Origin of the sequence: Pseudomonas sp. 18-147 (assembly GCF_051048045.1) — a bacterium.
GTDB lineage: Bacteria > Pseudomonadota > Gammaproteobacteria > Pseudomonadales > Pseudomonadaceae > Pseudomonas > Pseudomonas aeruginosa.
In genome coordinates this window covers 1,523,716-1,538,806 of the sequence record NZ_CP182296.1, presented here as the reverse complement: position 1 = coordinate 1,538,806, position 15,091 = coordinate 1,523,716, and the positions used below count along the sequence as shown (strand labels likewise).

Genomic DNA, 15,091 nt, shown 5'->3' with positions numbered 1-15,091 from the left:
GCTCAGGCGTAGAGGTCGAGGCCGAGGACATCCTCGGCGCCGGCGTCGATGTTGAGGCTGGCGGTGGAGTTGTAGCTGGCCAGGGCCATCGCCGCATGGCTGCTTACCGGGCGCTGGAACGCCAGCAGGTCGCGGGCGCTGACCGGCAGGCTGTCGCCGCCCGCCGAACTGGCCTGGACCTTGCGCGCCTGCGGCGCCTGCTCGAAGCCCTGGCTGCCGGAAACCGGCGCCGGCTGCTCGCGCCGCGCCTCGACCTCGCGCTGCACGTCGCGATACGGCGTGACCGCGGAGCCCGGTCGGGCGCTGCGCTCCAGCGGCAACGAAGAGGAAGAAAGACCGTCGATACGCATGATCAAAACCCGGGGAAGTCTCCACACTCTAGCCAGCCCCGAAAGGCTTGGCAATTACCGCTGCGCGGCATTTTCAGGGCGCTTTTTTCGGCGTCGCCACGTTGTCGCGCAGGTACACCGGCAGCGCCTGTTCCGCCTCCACGCCTTCGCCGCGCGCCCAGGCGAAGCCGGCCAGGCTGAGCAAGTCCTCGGCATGCGGCAGCAGGCTCGCGTCCAGCGCGGCCGGGCGCTGCGGCATGCGCTCGACGTAGCCCCAGCCGGTGCCGGCGCCGAACCAGTCCGCGGCAGCGGCGTCCCACGGTACGGCGACCCGCTCGGGCGGCAGTACCGCTTCGCTGCCGGCCAGGCGCATCTCGCCCTGTTGCAACTGGTAGCAACCCCAGTAGACCTCGTCCATCCGCGCGTCGATGGCCGCGGCGACCCGCTCCGCACCCTGCTCGCGGTAGGCCCGCTGGGCCAGGATCGCCAGGTCGGAGACCGCCAGTACCGGGCGCTGCAGGGCGAAGGCCAGGCCCTGGACCACGCCGATGGCGATGCGCACGCCGGTGAAGGCGCCCGGACCGCGCCCGAAGGCGATGGCGTCCACCGCGGACAGGGCGACGCCGGCCTCGTCGAGCAGGTCGCGGACCATCGGCAGCAGGCGCTGGGCGTGCAGGCGCGGGATCACCTCGTAGTGACTGAGCGCCCGCCCCTCGTGGAGCAGGGCGACGGAGCAGGCTTCGGTGGAGGTATCCAGGGCCAACAGAGTGGACATCGACGGTTCCGCGTGGTGAAAAAGACGCCGATTGTACCAGCCTTCGCCGCCCCGGAAACGCCGACGGCCCGCAAGCGGGCCGTCGGTGCTACAGCGCTGCGGATCAGCTCAGGGCCGAAAGCACTTTCGCGGTGATCTGCTCGACCGAGCCGACGCCGGCGATGCTGTGGTATTTCGGGGTGCCTTCGGCGGCCGACAGCTTCTGGTAGAAGTCGACCAGCGGCTTGGTCTGCGAATGATAGACCGACAGGCGGTGACGCACGGTCTCTTCCTTGTCGTCCTCGCGCTGGATCAGCTCTTCGCCGGTAACGTCGTCCTTGCCGGCGACCTTCGGCGGGTTGTGCTCGGTGTGGTACACGCGGCCGGAGGCCGGATGCACGCGACGACCGGCGATACGCGACACGATCTCCTCGTCGTCGACGGCGATCTCGACCACGTGGTCGATGGTCACACCGGCGTCCTTCAGCGCTTCGGCCTGCGGGATGGTCCGCGGGAAGCCGTCGAACAGGAAGCCCTTGGCGCAATCGGCCTCGGTGATGCGTTCCTTGATCAGGGCGATGATGATGTCGTCGGATACCAGGCCGCCGCTGTCCATCACGCCTTTCACCTGCTGGCCGAGCGGGCTGCCGGCCTTGACTGCGGCGCGCAGCATGTCGCCGGTGGAGATCTGCGGAATGCCGAACTTCTCGGTGATGAACCGTGCCTGGGTGCCTTTGCCGGCACCGGGTGCCCCGAGCAGAATCACACGCATCGATATGCTCCTTAGAATTGGTAAGCGAAAGTCTGGATCCGCCTCGTGGGGCCAATCTCGTATTTGCAGGAAACGGCACTGTATGGCGCCGAAAAGGCTGTCCAAGATACACAGCGCCCCCCCACCGCACAAGACACCGAAAGTTGCCCCCCGCCTTCCCTCATCCGGTGTTGCGCAGTCCGGCAGCGACCCCCGCGACCGTCACCAGCAGCGCCTGCTCCAGGCCGCCGCAGGCGTCGCCCCGGCAGCGCCGCGAACGGGCCAGAAGCTCAGCCTGGAGCAGGTGCAGCGGGTCTAGATAGCTGTTGCGCACGCTGATCGACTCGCGGGTCTCGCTGGCGTGGGCGAGCAGCAGCGACTGCCCGGTCAGTCCCAGCACCACGCGCACCGCCTGCGACAATAGGTCGCGTAAACGACGCCCCAGCGGACGCAGCTCGAGCGGCACTAGACGTTCGTCGTAGAGCCGCGCGATATCCGCGTCGGCCTTGGCCAGGACCATTTCCAGCATGTCGATGCGGGTGGTGAAGAACGGCCATCGCTCGCGCATCTGCCCGAGCAGCGCGCCCTCGCCACGCTCGATGGCGTTCAGCAAGGCGGTCTCCCAGCCAAGCCATGCCGGCAGCATCAGGCGCGTCTGGGTCCAGGCGAAGATCCAGGGAATCGCCCGCAGACTCTCCACCCCGCCTTCGCGGCGCTTGGCCGGGCGGCTGCCCAGCGGCAGACGGCCCAGTTCCTGCTCGGGCGTGGCCAGGCGGAAATACTCGACGAACTGCGGATCGTCACGCACCACCCTGCGGTAGGCCAGCAGCGCGTCCTTCGCCAGGCGGTCCATCTGCGCGCGCCAGGCCGGCTCCGGAGCCGGCGGCGGCATCAGGGTCGCTTCCAGCACTGCGGCGAGGTAGAGATTGAGGTTCTGTTCGGCGATGTCCGGCAGACCGAACTTGAAGCGGATCATCTCGCCCTGTTCGGTGACCCGGAAGCGCCCGGCCACCGAACCCGGTGGCTGCGACAGGATCGCCGCGTGGGCCGGCCCGCCGCCGCGGCCGACGGTGCCGCCGCGGCCATGGAAGAGCAGCAGCTCGACCTCGTGCTGGCGGCAGATCTCCACCAGTTTCTCCTGCGCCCGGTACTGCGCCCAGGCCGCCGTGAGAGTACCGGCGTCCTTGGCCGAATCGGAGTAGCCGATCATCACTTCCTGCACCCCGGAGAGCCGCGAACGGTAGCCCGGCAGCGTCAGCAGGCGCTCCATGCAGGGGCCGGCGTTGTCCAGGTCGTCGAGGGTCTCGAACAGCGGCACCACGCGCATCGGCCAGTCGACGCCGCTTTCCTTGAGCAGCAGTTGCACCGCCAGCACGTCGGACGGCTGGCCGGCCATCGAGATCACGTAGGAACCCAGCGACGCCGGTGGCGCGGCGGCGATCGCCCGGCAGGTGGCGAGCACCTCGGCGGTATCCGCCGAAGGCTGGTAGTGCGCCGGCAGCAGGGGGCGGCGGCTGTTCAGTTCCTCGAGAAGGAATTCCAGGCGGGTCTTCTCGTCCCACTCGTCGTAGCTGCCCAGCTCCAGGTACTCGGTGATCTCGCTCAGCGCGGCGGCATGGCGGGCCGAGTCCTGGCGCACGTCCAGGCGTACCAGGAACAGGCCGAAGGTGGCGGCGCGGCGTAGGCAGTCGAGCAACGCGCCATCGGCGATCACGCCCATGCCGCAGGCGTGCAGCGACTCGTGGCACAGTTGCAGCGGCTCGACCAGGTCGCGGTTGTGCTCCAGGACGCCCTCCGCGGCCGGCACCTCGCCGGCCAGGGCCTGGTGGGTCCAGTTGCGGGTCACACGCAGGCGCTCGCGCAATTGCTTGAGCAGGGCGCGATAGGGCTCGGCGCTATCGCCGACCCGCGCCAGCAGCTGCGGCGAGGCCTGCTGCATGGACAGCTCGGCGGCCAGTTGGTCGATATCGCGCAGGTACAGGTCGGCGGCCATCCAGCGCGCCAGCAGCAGGACCTCGCGGGTCACGCTGGCGGTAACGTTGGGATTGCCGTCGCGGTCGCCCCCCATCCAGGACGCGAAGCGCAGCGGCGCGGCGGTCAACGGCAGGCGTTCACCGGTGCTGCGCAGGAGCACCTCGTCGACGTGCCGAAGGACGTTCGGCAAGGCCTGCCAGAGAGAATGCTCGATCACCGCGAAGCCCCATTTCGCCTCGTCCACCGGGGTCGGCCGGACCTTGCGGATCTCGTCGGTATGCCAGGCCTCGGCCACCAGCCGCTGCAGGCGCTGCTGGATGCGACTGCGCTCCTCCGGCAGCAGGTCGGCATGGTCCTTGGCCGCCAGCTGCGCGGTGATCGCATCGTATTTCTGGATCAGCGTGCGCCGCGCCACCTCGGTGGGATGGGCGGTCAGCACCAGTTCGATCTCCAGCCCGGCGAGCTGGCGAGCCAGTTGCCCGGGGGCATGCCCGGCGTCCTTGAGACGCCCCAGCAGCTCTTCCAGCACCAGGTTCTCGAAGGGTTCCGGCTCGTTCGGCCGGCGCCGGCGGATACGGTGGTATTGCTCGGCGATATTGGCCAGGTTGAGGAACTGGTTGAAGGCCCGCGCCACCGGCAGCAGTTCGTCTTCCTCGAGCCCGTCGAGGGTGGCGGTGAGCTGCTGGGCGCCCTCCGCGGAACCGCGGCGGGCAGCCTTGGCGCCCTTGCGGATCAGCTCGATCTTGTCGAGGAACCGCGGGCCGTACTGCTCGCGGATGGTGTCGCCGAGCAATTCGCCCAGTTGGTGGACGTCCTCGCGCAGGCGCGCATCGATTTCCGGCATGACCTGTCTCCACTGCGGGTGGGAAACCAGCTTGGCTCAGGCGCCCCCGCGCTTACAAGCCCGCAGGGTGCCAGTACGGCGCCGCCGGGCCGGAAGCGAGGCTGCCGGCGCCGATCGGGTCTAGTCTGAAGGAAGTGCCCGCACCGAGGCACGGCCCCACGAGGGCCCCCCAGCACGCCCGCCACGACCGGGCTGAAGAGGTCAGCATGAAGATCCGTGAGCTTGTCCGCCATTGGGAACACACCGCCAAGGGCCGCATGGCCCGCAACCACTACAGCATCCCGCTGGACGTCGAAAGCGCCGCGCGCCTCGCCGCGCTGCACGAGATGTATCCGCGGCGCAGCGTCGAGGAACTACTGGGCGAGCTGGTCGGCGCCGCCCTGGAAGAACTGGAGGCGAGCTTTCCCTACGTGAAGGGGAGTCAGGTGGTGGCCACCGACGAACAGGGCGATCCGCTCTATGAGGATGTCGGCCCTACCCCACGCTTCCTGTCGCTCTCGCGCAAGTACCTGCACGAACTGGTCGCGCAACAGGACACCTCCAGTCACTGAGCGCGGCTTCAGCCATGCCGGCGGTGCACGCCGGGGACGTGCATGTGCCCGGCCTCGGCGCATTCCTCGGCGATTGGCGACAGCGGCGCGGGCTGCTCCAGTTCGCGGAGGATGCCGCAGGCCTGGCTGTTGCCGGCGACCGTACAGCGCGAACCGAGATCCCGCAGTTGCTCGCGCAATGCCTGGAGTTCGGCGATGCGCACCTCGACGTGATGCAGGTGCTCGTCGATCAACCGGTTGGCGGTGCCGCAATCCGCCTCGGGACGGTCGCGCAACGCCAGCAGGGTACGGATTTCCTCCTGGGTCATGTCCAGCGAGCGGCAGTGACGGATGAACGACAGGCGCTCGACATGCGCCAGGGTGTATTGCCGATAGTTGCCTTCGCTACGCGCGGGCTCGGGCAACAGGCCTTCGCGCTCGTAGTAGCGGATGGTCTCCACCGGGCAACCGGTTCTCTTCGCCAGCTCACCGATCTTCATGCCAACCCTCCTCCAATCGCCGACGCGGCTACCCGAATTGGCAGTACCGCTTGACTCTGTAGTTGCTACAGGGTGTGCAATCGCACCCAACACGTCAAACGGGAATTGTTTCCATGAGCCACGAACACGCCGACACTTGCTGTCACGGTCACGGTCACGGTCACGGTCACGGTCACGGACATGATCATGGGCACCGCCACGCGCCTCGCCCGGCGGTGGCCGCCATCGGAACCCTGGCCGGCAACGCCGAGTTGCGCTGGAGCGACCTACGCATCGAAGCGATGGACTGCCCGACCGAGGAACGCCTGATCCGCGACGCCCTCGGTCGCCAGCCGGCAGTGGAGTCGCTGGAATTCAACCTGATGCAGCGCCTGCTGCGCGTCCAGCATCGCTTCGACAGCGTCGAGCCGCTGCAGAAGCTGATCGCCGGCCTCGGCATGCAGGCGGTGCCGCTGGATGCCGGCGAAAATACCGACGGCCCCTCGCAAGCGCCGGCGAAGCCCTGGTGGCCGCTGGCCCTGGCCGGCGCGATGGCGCTGGCCTCGGAGATCGTCGAATGGTTCGGCCTGGCGCCGGACTGGGTGGTCGCCGGCCTCGCCCTGCTGGCCATCCTCGGCGCCGGCCTGCCGACCTACCGCAAGGGCTGGATCGCACTGAAGAACCGTAACCTGAACATCAACGCCCTGATGAGTATCGCCGTGACCGGCGCCGTGCTCATCGGCCAGTGGCCGGAAGCGGCGATGGTCAGCGTGCTGTTCGCCATCGCCGAGTTGATCGAGGCGAAGTCCCTGGATCGCGCGCGCAACGCCATCCGCGGCCTGCTGCAACTGGCTCCGGAACAGGCCACCGTGCTGGTCGGCGGCGAATGGAAGGAACTGCCGGCCAAGCAAGTGGAACTGGAAGCCACCGTGCGCGTGAAGCCCGGCGAACGCATCGCACTCGACGGCGAGGTGACCAGCGGCCGCTCCAGCGTCAACCAGGCGCCGATCACCGGCGAAAGCCTGCCGGTGGAGAAGGAGGTCGGCGAGCCGGTGTTCGCCGGCAGCATCAACGGCGAGGGCGCGCTGGAGTACCGCGTCACCCGCCGCGCCGACGACAGCACCCTGGCCCGGATCATCCACGCCGTGGAGGAAGCCCAGGGTTCCCGCGCACCGACCCAGCGTTTCGTCGACAGCTTCGCCCGCGTCTACACCCCGGTGGTATTCCTCATCGCCCTCGCCACCGCGGTGCTGCCGCCGCTGCTGTTCGGCGGCGCCTGGCTGGACTGGATCTACCGCGCCCTGGTGCTGCTGGTGATCGCCTGTCCCTGCGCGCTGGTGATCTCCACCCCGGTGACCATCGTCAGCGGCCTTTCCGCCGCGGCGCGCCTGGGCATCCTGATCAAGGGCGGGGTGTTCCTCGAACTCGGGCGCAAGCTGTCCTGGGTCGCCCTCGACAAGACCGGCACCATCACCCATGGCAAACCGCAACAGACCGACTACCTGCCGATCGCGGAGGCTGACGGGACGGATGCGCGCCTGCTCGCCGCCAGCCTGGCCGCGCGTTCCGACCACCCGGTATCGCGCGCCGTGGCCAACGCAGCGGAAGAGGACGGCCTTGCCCTGGGCGTGGTCGAGGACCTCGCCGCCCTGCCGGGACGAGGCGTCAGCGGACGCATCGACGGCGTCCTCTACCACCTCGGCAACCATCGCCTGGTGGAGGAGCTGGGCCTCTGCTCGCCGGCCCTGGAAGAGCGCCTGGACGCCCTGGAGCGCCAGGGCAAGACGGTCATCGCGCTGTGCGATCCGCAGCGCGTGCGGGCCCTGTTCGCCGTCGCCGACGGGGTCAAGGACAGCAGCCGCGAGGCGATCCGCGAGCTGCACGCGCTGGACGTGAAGACCCTGATGCTCACCGGCGACAACCCGCACACCGCAGCCGCCATCGCTGCCCAGGTAGGCATCGACGCAGCTCGCGGCAACCTCCTGCCGGAGGACAAGCTGCGTGAAGTGGAAGCGCGCCAGGCCGACGGCTCGCGGGTCGGCATGGTCGGCGACGGGATCAACGACGCGCCGGCCCTGGCCCGCGCCGACATCGGCTTCGCCATGGGCGCGGCGGGCACCGACACGGCCATCGAGACCGCCGGCGTCGCGCTGATGGACGACGACCTGCGCAAGTTGCCGCAATTCGTCCGGCTGTCGCGCACCACCCACGCGATCCTGGTCCAGAACATCACCCTGGCCCTGGGCATCAAGGCGGTGTTCCTCGCCCTTACCCTGGCAGGCGAAGGCACCCTGTGGATGGCGGTATTCGCCGACATGGGCGCCAGCCTGCTGGTGGTGTTCAACGGTCTGCGACTGTTGCGCAAGCGTTTCTAAAAGGCCCCACTGGCCTCCTCCAGCCCCACTCAGGTGGGGCTTTTTTCTGCCCGAGTGTTCCGTCCTGGAGCGCTGCGGCAGTTGTGCGTTTCGTGGACTAGAGCCCTGTAGGACGGGCTTTAGTGAGCAGAGGTGGCGTTCTGCGACCACGCCGGAAGCCGACTGTTCAGTCAGAAAATTTCAGATTTTTTTTTGAACCCCTGAACCAGCGGGGGAGTCACTAAAAGTACATGGCCAATCGCCAAGCCCCTGAAACAGAGGCCTGGCAGAGGCTTGCTCAGTGAGCAGGAAGAAAAGACCGGAGGGCCGGAAACGCGCCCACGGTAATGGCCAGAGATGAAAGCCAAGGAATCAGCATCCCTGTCAGAGGAAATTTCCCATGGAGCAAAAAGCGATGAGCAAGCAACACACCGGTTCCCTGCGTGGCCTCAAGCTGGCCCTGCTGGCCGTAGGCAGCAGCCTGGTCCTGGCCGGCTGCGCCGGCAACCCGCCGACCGAGCAGTTCGCCGTGACCGAATCCGCGGTGAATAACGCGGTGAGCGCCGGCGGCCCGGAATATGCCCCGGTCGAGATGAAGTCCGCTCAGGACAAGCTGAGCCAGGCGCGCATCGCCATGAACGACAAGGAATACGACCAGGCCAAGCGCCTGGCGCAGCAGGCCGAGTGGGACGCCCGGGTCGCCGAGCGCAAGACCCAGGCCGCCAAGGCGCAGAAAGCCGTGAAGGATGCCCAGCAGGGCGTCATGGAACTGCGTGAGGAAGGCATGCGCGATACGCAGCACTAAGCCGGATTCCGCCCTTCTTTCGTCGATTCGTGATTAAGGATGACCCCTATGCGTAAGTACATTGCCCTCCCCGCCGTATCCCTGCTGGCCCTGGCGCTGGCCGCCTGCTCCACGCCGCCGAACGCCAACCTGGAACAGGCCCGCAGCAACTTCTCCGCGCTGCAGTCGCAGCCCGACGCGACCAAGGTCGCGGCCCTGGAAACCAAGGACGCCGGCGACTGGCTGGCCAAGGCCGACAAGGCCTACCAGGATGGCGAAGACCAGCGCGACGTGGACCAACTGGCCTACCTGACCAACCAGCGCATCGAACTGGCCAAGCAGACCATCGTCCTGCGCAATGCCGAGGCGCAGTTGCAGAACGCCTCCGCCCAGCGCGCCCAGGCCCGCCTCGACGCGCGCACCGCGCAACTGGACAAGCTGCGTAGCCAACTGAATGCCAAGCAGACCTCGCGCGGCACCATGGTGACCTTCGGCGACGTTCTGTTCGATCTCGACAAGTCCGACCTGAAGCCCGGCGCCATGCGCAACATCCAGCAACTGGCCGAGTTCCTCCAGCAGAACCCGGAGCGCCAGGTGATCGTAGAGGGCTACACCGATAGCACCGGTTCCGCCAACTACAACCAGCGCCTGTCCGAGCGTCGTGCCGACTCGGTGCGCATGGCCCTGCTCAGCCGCGGCATCAGCCCGGAACGCGTAGCCACCCGTGGCTACGGCAAGGAATATCCGGTGGCCAGCAACGGCACCAGCTCCGGCCGTGCCATGAACCGTCGGGTGGAAGTCACCATTTCCAACGACGCCAAGCCGGTCGCGCCACGCTCCTCCGTCAGCGGCTGATAAGCCCTACGGAAGCCCAAAAGCCCCGCCATCCGGCGGGGCTTTTTCATGGGCGGGGCTTGAGCTTTCCAGGTATCAGCGGGCCACAGGCCGCTCGCCGAGCAAGCGCTGGTAGCGCTCGGCCATCGAGCTATCGAAGGCAACCAGGACGATTTCCTCCAGGCTGCTGTGCGCCGGGCGTTGCCGGCAGACCTCTTCGACGGCAATGGCCGCGGCCTGCTCCAAGGGATAGCCGTAGATGCCGCAGCTGATGGCGGGGAACGCGACGCTGGCCGCCCCGGCCTGCTCGGCCAGCGCCAGGCTGCGCCGGTAGCAGCTGGCCAGCAGCTCCGCTTCGCCGTTGTCGCCGCCGCGCCAGACCGGGCCGACGGTGTGGATCACGTGGGCCGCCGGCAGACGGAACCCACGGGTGATCTTCGCCTCGCCGGTCTTGCAACCGTGCAGCAGGCGGCAGGCCGCCACCAGTTCGGCACCGGCGGCGCGGTGGATGGCGCCGTCGACACCGCCCCCACCGAGCAGCGAGGAGTTCGCCGCGTTGACGATGGCATCCACCGCAAGACGGGTGATGTCTCCCTGCCAGACGCGGACCTCGGTCATTTCACTTCCTGCGGGACTTCCTGTCCGGCGCAGCGCACGGCGTGCTTCCTGTTGTCCACCAGCACGCCGGAAAGGCCCTTCTGCTCGGTGTCGAACAGCACCAGGACGCCATCAATGCACTGCGCGACCTGCTTGGCCGGCTCCAGGGACAGCTTCACATCTTCGCCGGGCAGGCTCTTCAGCATGGTGAAGTCGGCCAGCAACAGGGCGTCCTGCGGCTTGGCGAAATGCAGGTAGCCGTAGTACCAGAGCACGCCGACGGTGACGAAGATGGTACCGATGCCGGTCAGGATGCAGGGGAGTACGTTACGGTCGCTCATGGATTGCCTTCGGGTTTCGCGGATTCGCGGTTCGGGATTTCGGCCAGCCGGCGCAGGCCGGTGAAGCCATGGGGATCGTCGAGGAAGCGCAGCATCACTTCCTGCCAGGTCGCTTCGGCGAAGGTCTGCACGTGGCCGCCTCGGGTCAGTTGCAGGACCTTCGGCGGCCGCGCCTGGCGGTACAGGGCGATGCCGTTCTCGAGGGGCACAATGGTATCGTCGATGCTGTGAAAGAACAGCATGGGTGCGCCAGAAAGCCGCGCCACCGAATGGATGGCGCTGTCGTCGTCGGGCACCAGCCAGGACAGCGGCACCTGCAGCGGCCAGGTCAGCCAGGAACCGTCCAGCATGTGCCGGGCGATGCCGCGGTAGCTCGCCGGTACCCCGTCGAACACCAGCGCCTTGAACTGGCCCTGGCGCTGCGGATGCTCGGCCAGGTAGTGGATCGCCAGCGCGCCGCCGAGACTCTGCCCCAGCAGCACGCGCTCGGTGCCCTTCACCTCCGGCGCCTGGTCGAGCCAGGCGAACGCCGCGTCGATGTCGCGGTAGACCTCCGGCAGTCCCGGCTGGCCCTCCGACTGGCCGTAGCCGCGATAGTCGAGCATCAGCACCTGGTAGCCCTCGGCGGGCAGCCACCAGGTGCCGCCGAGGTGCCAGGACAGGTTGCCGCCGTTGCCGTGCAGGTAGAGCACAGTGCCTTTCACCGGCACGCCTTTCTTCGCCGGCAGCCACCAGGCGCGCAGGCGCACGCCGTCGGCGGTGGTCAGGGTGACGTCGCGGTACTCCAGCCCGGCGCGCGCCGGAGTGATCTGCACCACCGGCTCGGGATAGAACAGCAGCGAACTGCAGCCACCGAGGAACAGCGCGCCGAGTACCAGCAGCGGGATCAGCAGGCGCTTCATCCGTTGTTGGTCCTTACCTCTTCGCGGGCGCGAAAGGTGGCGTCGTAGATGCGCCCGGCCAGGCGCGAGAACGGCAGGCTCTGCAGCCAGACGGTGCCGCTGCCCTTGAGGGTGGTCAGCAGCAATCCTTCGCCGCCGAACAGCATGCTCTTCAGGCCGCCGGCCAGTTGCACGTCGTAGTCGATGCCGTCGGTGAAGGCCACCAGGCAACCGGTGTCGACCCGCAGCGTCTCGCCATTCAACTGGCGGCGGATCAGCGTGCCGCCCGCGTGGACGAAGACCAGGCCATCGCCCTCGAGCTTCTGCAGGATGAAGCCCTCGCCGCCGAAAAAACCGGCGCCCAGGCGCTTGGTGAAGGCGATGCCGACCCGGGTGCCATAGGCTGCGCAGAGGAACGAGTCCTTCTGGCAGAACAGGCGCCCGCCGACATCGTCCAGGTCCACCGCCACCACGCTGCCCGGATAGGGCGCGGCAAAGGCCACGTGCTGCTTGCCCTGGCCTTCGTTGGTGAAGTGGGTCATGAACACCGACTCGCCACCGAGCTTGCGCTTGCCGGCGCTCCACAGCTTGCCCAGCAGGCTGCCGTCGGAGCCGTCGCCCATCCGCGCGGTGAAGCGGATGTCGCCGGTCATGTAGTTCATCGCCCCGGCCTCGGCGATCACGGTTTCCCCGGGGTCGAGTTCGATCTCCACGGTCTGCATGGATTCGCCGAGGATGCGGTAGTCGAGTTCGTGGCTGGCCATCGCCGTTCTCCTTGCTTGCCGGCCGACCGCCCGCGCGCACCGGGAAAGACCGGCACGGCGGGGAACGGTCAGAGGATGTTCGCGTAGTCCGCTTCGATGCGGTCCAGGCTGAGGTGGTTGAGGAAGTTCGAGAAGCACATCCAGGCCGACAGCGCGTTGAGGTCGCGGAACTGCGGCGGCAGGTACTTCGGCGGCGCCACCAGGCCCTCGTCCACCAGTTGGCGCAGGGTGCGCATGTCTTCCAGGGTGGTCTTGCCGCAGAACAGCAGGGGGATCTGTTCGAGCTTGCCCTTGCGCACGGCGAGCTGGATGTAGTTGTAGATGAGGATGAAGCCCTTCAGGTAGGACAGGTCCTTGGTGAACGGCAGGCCATCCGGGGTCGAGCCGCGGAAGACCCGGCTGGCGTTCTGGTAGCTGTCCTCCAGGCTGTAGCCCTGCTCGCGGTAGAAGTGGAACACGTCGAGGAAATCGGCGCCCTCCTCGGCCATGTGGATCGCCCGGGTGCGATTGGTCAGCTTGCGCAGGCGGGTCGGGTAGGAGGCGAAGGCGATCACCTCCATCAGGATCGCCAGGCCTTCCTGGGTCACGGTGGAGGACGGCGGTCCCTTGGCGAGGAAGGTGCAGATCGGCTGGCTCAGGCCGTTCAGGGTGGTGCCGACGTGCACCAGGCCCTCGTGGACCTCCAGCGCGCGCACGTCGCGCTCGTTGAACAGGGCGTCGGCGCGTACCTTGATGTAGTCGGCGCCGGCCGCCGCGTCGGCGACGATGCCGTCGGACTCGAACACGCGGATGGTGCCCTCCTCCTCGCCGAACACGGTGTTCAGCCGCGCCTGGAGGATCGGTACGACCTCCTTGGCGGTCAGGGTCTTGGGTTCGTCCTTGAGATCGCCGCGGTCGGCGATGTTGTTCAGGTAGTCGGAGAGCATCAGGCCGAGGTCGGCCAGGGTCGGATCGCCGGCATGGAAGGCGTCCGAGGCCGAGCCGTAGAGTTCCTGGGAGATCAGCCCGAGGTCCGGGGTGCCGCGCGCCTCGAGCATGCGAATGACCATTCGGTATTCCTTGCACATCCGCCGCATGATCTGCCCGACCGGGTTGAACTGGCCCAACTGGCGGGTGATGTCGCGCTCGATGTTCTGGAATTCCTGCTTCTTGGCGCTGGCGTCGAAGGCCAGCGGGCGGCTGTCGTAGTAGCCGCGGTCGACCTTCGGCGCATGCTTGCCGCGGCCCTTGAGGAAGTCCTGGCGGATCCCGTCGTCCCATTTGATCGCATCCAGCACGCGGATCGGCGTCTGCGCCTCGACGATGCGATCGGACAGGGAGCGGATGATCTTCTGGTAGTCGTTCTGCGCCTTGCGCTGGCTCATCGGCAATCTCATTGGGTGACCCGCTGGAAGCGGGCGGCCTCGACGAACACGTCGGAATTGGCGGGATCGTTCAGGTAGGCGAAGACCTTCGCCAACGGGCTGCGCACCAGCGCGCCCTTGCCCTGATCGCTATCGACGGTCTCGCCGTCGAGCTGGCCGGCGCCGAGGTCCTCGACGATGCGCTCAACGTCGAGGTTGTAGATCACCAGCTCGTCACCGTCGGTGATCTCGAAGCCGGCGACGATGAAGTTGCCGCCCAGGCTCTTCGGCAGGCCGGCCGACAGGTACCAGCGCTTGCCCTGGTGGGAGACGGTGAAGCCGTAGTCTTCCAGGCTCTCGGTATTGTCCTTGCTGTCCACGTAGCTGAGCGCACGGTAGACATTGCTGCCGGAACGGGTGATCTCCAGGAATTGTTCTTCCTTCCACTCGTTCTCGCGGCTCCAGGTCCCGAGCAGATGGCTCGGCGCCGCCTCGCGCGGCGGTATCGGCTCCTTGAAGGTGACCAGGCAACCGCCCAACAGCAGGAAACTCAGGACCACCAGGCAACGCCAGGCTTTCATCACACGCTCCTTAGGAACCCTCCGCAACCTGCGACCGGCTGGCCGAGGGAAGGTTCGGGTATGAAAAACCCCGCCATGGCGGGGTTGACGCTCAGGTCACAGGCCCATGACCAGATTCAGGTACCGTCTGAGTATGGCGCGCATTTCGTCCACGGCCAGTTGCTCGACCCCGTCCACGAGGCCCTGATATTCCATCTGCAGAATAATCGACGTCAACACCTTGGCGTCCTGCTCGGGCTGCCCGGAACCGAGCACCTGGAAGAAATGCACGGCGCCGAGGGAGAGAATCCGCTGGTGGGCATCGGCCAGTTCGCGCAGGCGCGGGTTGAGCAACGCCTCCTGGCGGAAGGCCTGCTCGGCCAGCAGGTGCTCGCGGCGCTCGGTGAGCTGGACCTGGACATACTGCACGGCAAGCTCGACGATCCGTTCCACCAGCGAGCCACGGGCGCCGGGGTCGTCGGCCAGCACCGCGGCCATCTCCTGGAGGTCGCCCTCCACGCTGCTCCAGAACGCCGACAGCGCCTCTGCGTTGCGCTCGACGAAGAGGGCGAAGGTGTCGGTGATGAGATCGTCGATGTCCTTGAAGTAGTAGGTGGTGGCCGACAACGGCACCTGGGCCTCGGCGGCCACCGCGCGGTGGCGCACGGCCCGTACGCCGTCGCGGACGATCAGGCGCATGGCGGCATCGAGAATCGCCTGGCGCCGCTGCTCGCTGCCCTGGCGGCTGGCCTTGCGGCCCTGGTAACGAACGCTTTCGGCTACCGCGCTGGCGGCCTGCGCGGCGCTGTCTCTGGGAGCTACTCGGGGCACGGTGTTTCCTCCGCTCGCGGACGATGGGGCATTGTTCGGACTTTTTCGCGTGGAATCAATCGGCCGCTATCGGGGAAGCTCCGATCCCACCCGCACCTTCCGTGGTCAGCCGGCGGATCGGCGGCCGGCCCCTGGCCCGGC

The 15,091-nt window shown here is 67.6% G+C and carries 16 protein-coding genes; 4 read left to right on the top strand and 12 right to left on the bottom strand.

The window, feature by feature from the left end; genetic code table 11:
• Positions 1 to 2: 2 nt before the first annotated feature.
• The 4 genes from ACM0M4_RS07535 to ppc form a co-directional block, all read right to left on the bottom strand.
• Positions 3 to 350: a hypothetical protein gene (locus ACM0M4_RS07535; protein WP_003098661.1), complete on the bottom strand. Its 348-nt coding sequence runs from the start codon at positions 348 to 350 to the stop codon at positions 3 to 5.
• A gap of 73 nt (positions 351 to 423) precedes the next feature.
• Positions 424 to 1,104: a tRNA (adenosine(37)-N6)-threonylcarbamoyltransferase complex dimerization subunit type 1 TsaB gene (gene tsaB / locus ACM0M4_RS07530; RefSeq protein WP_003092483.1), complete on the bottom strand. Its 681-nt coding sequence runs from the start codon at positions 1,102 to 1,104 to the stop codon at positions 424 to 426.
• A gap of 103 nt (positions 1,105 to 1,207) precedes the next feature.
• Complete coding sequence (gene adk / locus ACM0M4_RS07525; protein ID WP_003092485.1) at positions 1,208 to 1,855, bottom strand: adenylate kinase; 648 nt, start codon at positions 1,853 to 1,855, stop codon at positions 1,208 to 1,210.
• Between the two features lie 160 nt (positions 1,856 to 2,015).
• The gene (gene ppc, locus ACM0M4_RS07520; protein WP_023106033.1) at positions 2,016 to 4,652 is read right to left on the bottom strand and encodes a phosphoenolpyruvate carboxylase; all 2,637 of its coding nucleotides are present in this window, start codon (positions 4,650 to 4,652) and stop codon (positions 2,016 to 2,018) included.
• A 206-nt stretch (positions 4,653 to 4,858) separates the two neighbouring features.
• Here ppc and ACM0M4_RS07515 point away from each other — a divergent pair, with 206 nt between their 5' ends.
• Positions 4,859 to 5,203, top strand: a complete 345-nt coding sequence (locus ACM0M4_RS07515) for a hypothetical protein (protein ID WP_003092488.1) — start codon at positions 4,859 to 4,861, stop codon at positions 5,201 to 5,203.
• Positions 5,204 to 5,211: 8 nt separating this feature from the next.
• Here the strand turns inward: ACM0M4_RS07515 and cadR are convergent, their stop codons facing one another.
• The gene (gene cadR, locus ACM0M4_RS07510; protein WP_003103716.1) at positions 5,212 to 5,682 is read right to left on the bottom strand and encodes a Cd(II)/Pb(II)-responsive transcriptional regulator; all 471 of its coding nucleotides are present in this window, start codon (positions 5,680 to 5,682) and stop codon (positions 5,212 to 5,214) included.
• A gap of 113 nt (positions 5,683 to 5,795) precedes the next feature.
• Between cadR and ACM0M4_RS07505 the strand changes: the two genes are divergently transcribed.
• The 3 genes from ACM0M4_RS07505 (at position 5,796) to ACM0M4_RS07495 (ending at position 9,654) form a co-directional block, all read left to right on the top strand.
• The gene (locus tag ACM0M4_RS07505) at positions 5,796 to 8,036 is read left to right on the top strand and encodes a heavy metal translocating P-type ATPase (protein ID WP_023100861.1); all 2,241 of its coding nucleotides are present in this window, start codon (positions 5,796 to 5,798) and stop codon (positions 8,034 to 8,036) included.
• Positions 8,037 to 8,415: 379 nt separating this feature from the next.
• Complete coding sequence (locus ACM0M4_RS07500; protein WP_003092495.1) at positions 8,416 to 8,820, top strand: DUF4398 domain-containing protein; 405 nt, start codon at positions 8,416 to 8,418, stop codon at positions 8,818 to 8,820.
• 48 nt (positions 8,821 to 8,868) lie between these two features.
• Positions 8,869 to 9,654: an OmpA family protein gene (locus tag ACM0M4_RS07495; protein WP_003092499.1), complete on the top strand. Its 786-nt coding sequence runs from the start codon at positions 8,869 to 8,871 to the stop codon at positions 9,652 to 9,654.
• Between the two features lie 75 nt (positions 9,655 to 9,729).
• Here ACM0M4_RS07495 and ACM0M4_RS07490 read toward each other — a convergent pair whose 3' ends face one another.
• From ACM0M4_RS07490 to ACM0M4_RS07460, 7 genes are all read right to left on the bottom strand, one after another.
• Positions 9,730 to 10,251: an O-acetyl-ADP-ribose deacetylase gene (locus tag ACM0M4_RS07490; protein ID WP_003092502.1), complete on the bottom strand. Its 522-nt coding sequence runs from the start codon at positions 10,249 to 10,251 to the stop codon at positions 9,730 to 9,732.
• Positions 10,248 to 10,571 (bottom strand): hypothetical protein, encoded by a 324-nt coding sequence (locus ACM0M4_RS07485; RefSeq protein ID WP_003092509.1) that lies wholly within the window; start codon positions 10,569 to 10,571, stop codon positions 10,248 to 10,250. Before ACM0M4_RS07485 ends, ACM0M4_RS07490 begins: the two co-directional genes overlap by 4 nt.
• Complete coding sequence (locus ACM0M4_RS07480; RefSeq protein ID WP_003103721.1) at positions 10,568 to 11,473, bottom strand: alpha/beta hydrolase; 906 nt, start codon at positions 11,471 to 11,473, stop codon at positions 10,568 to 10,570. Before ACM0M4_RS07480 ends, ACM0M4_RS07485 begins: the two co-directional genes overlap by 4 nt.
• Positions 11,470 to 12,216, bottom strand: a complete 747-nt coding sequence (locus ACM0M4_RS07475) for a TIGR00266 family protein (protein ID WP_003113847.1) — start codon at positions 12,214 to 12,216, stop codon at positions 11,470 to 11,472. The genes ACM0M4_RS07480 and ACM0M4_RS07475 overlap by 4 nt, the downstream gene beginning before the upstream one ends.
• Positions 12,217 to 12,284: 68 nt before the next feature.
• Complete coding sequence (locus ACM0M4_RS07470; protein WP_003092515.1) at positions 12,285 to 13,580, bottom strand: flavohemoglobin expression-modulating QEGLA motif protein; 1,296 nt, start codon at positions 13,578 to 13,580, stop codon at positions 12,285 to 12,287.
• An 8-nt stretch (positions 13,581 to 13,588) separates the two neighbouring features.
• Positions 13,589 to 14,140, bottom strand: a complete 552-nt coding sequence (locus ACM0M4_RS07465; RefSeq protein WP_003143212.1) for a hypothetical protein — start codon at positions 14,138 to 14,140, stop codon at positions 13,589 to 13,591.
• A 96-nt stretch (positions 14,141 to 14,236) separates the two neighbouring features.
• Positions 14,237 to 14,950 carry a TetR/AcrR family transcriptional regulator gene (locus ACM0M4_RS07460; protein ID WP_221345518.1) on the bottom strand — a complete coding sequence of 238 codons (714 nt, stop codon included), beginning with the start codon at positions 14,948 to 14,950 and terminating at the stop codon, positions 14,237 to 14,239.
• Positions 14,951 to 15,091: the final 141 nt, after the last annotated feature.

Coding starts and splice junctions, on each gene's coding strand:
- ACM0M4_RS07535 (WP_003098661.1), bottom strand. CDS start 350: ATGCGTATCGACGGTCTTTCTTCCTCTTCGTTGCCGCTGGAGCGCAGC.
- tsaB (WP_003092483.1), bottom strand. CDS start 1,104: ATGTCCACTCTGTTGGCCCTGGATACCTCCACCGAAGCCTGCTCCGTC.
- adk (WP_003092485.1), bottom strand. CDS start 1,855: ATGCGTGTGATTCTGCTCGGGGCACCCGGTGCCGGCAAAGGCACCCAG.
- ppc (WP_023106033.1), bottom strand. CDS start 4,652: ATGCCGGAAATCGATGCGCGCCTGCGCGAGGACGTCCACCAACTGGGC.
- ACM0M4_RS07515 (WP_003092488.1), top strand. CDS start 4,859: ATGAAGATCCGTGAGCTTGTCCGCCATTGGGAACACACCGCCAAGGGC.
- cadR (WP_003103716.1), bottom strand. CDS start 5,682: ATGAAGATCGGTGAGCTGGCGAAGAGAACCGGTTGCCCGGTGGAGACC.
- ACM0M4_RS07505 (WP_023100861.1), top strand. CDS start 5,796: ATGAGCCACGAACACGCCGACACTTGCTGTCACGGTCACGGTCACGGT.
- ACM0M4_RS07500 (WP_003092495.1), top strand. CDS start 8,416: ATGGAGCAAAAAGCGATGAGCAAGCAACACACCGGTTCCCTGCGTGGC.
- ACM0M4_RS07495 (WP_003092499.1), top strand. CDS start 8,869: ATGCGTAAGTACATTGCCCTCCCCGCCGTATCCCTGCTGGCCCTGGCG.
- ACM0M4_RS07490 (WP_003092502.1), bottom strand. CDS start 10,251: ATGACCGAGGTCCGCGTCTGGCAGGGAGACATCACCCGTCTTGCGGTG.
- ACM0M4_RS07485 (WP_003092509.1), bottom strand. CDS start 10,571: ATGAGCGACCGTAACGTACTCCCCTGCATCCTGACCGGCATCGGTACC.
- ACM0M4_RS07480 (WP_003103721.1), bottom strand. CDS start 11,473: ATGAAGCGCCTGCTGATCCCGCTGCTGGTACTCGGCGCGCTGTTCCTC.
- ACM0M4_RS07475 (WP_003113847.1), bottom strand. CDS start 12,216: ATGGCCAGCCACGAACTCGACTACCGCATCCTCGGCGAATCCATGCAG.
- ACM0M4_RS07470 (WP_003092515.1), bottom strand. CDS start 13,580: ATGAGCCAGCGCAAGGCGCAGAACGACTACCAGAAGATCATCCGCTCC.
- ACM0M4_RS07465 (WP_003143212.1), bottom strand. CDS start 14,140: ATGAAAGCCTGGCGTTGCCTGGTGGTCCTGAGTTTCCTGCTGTTGGGC.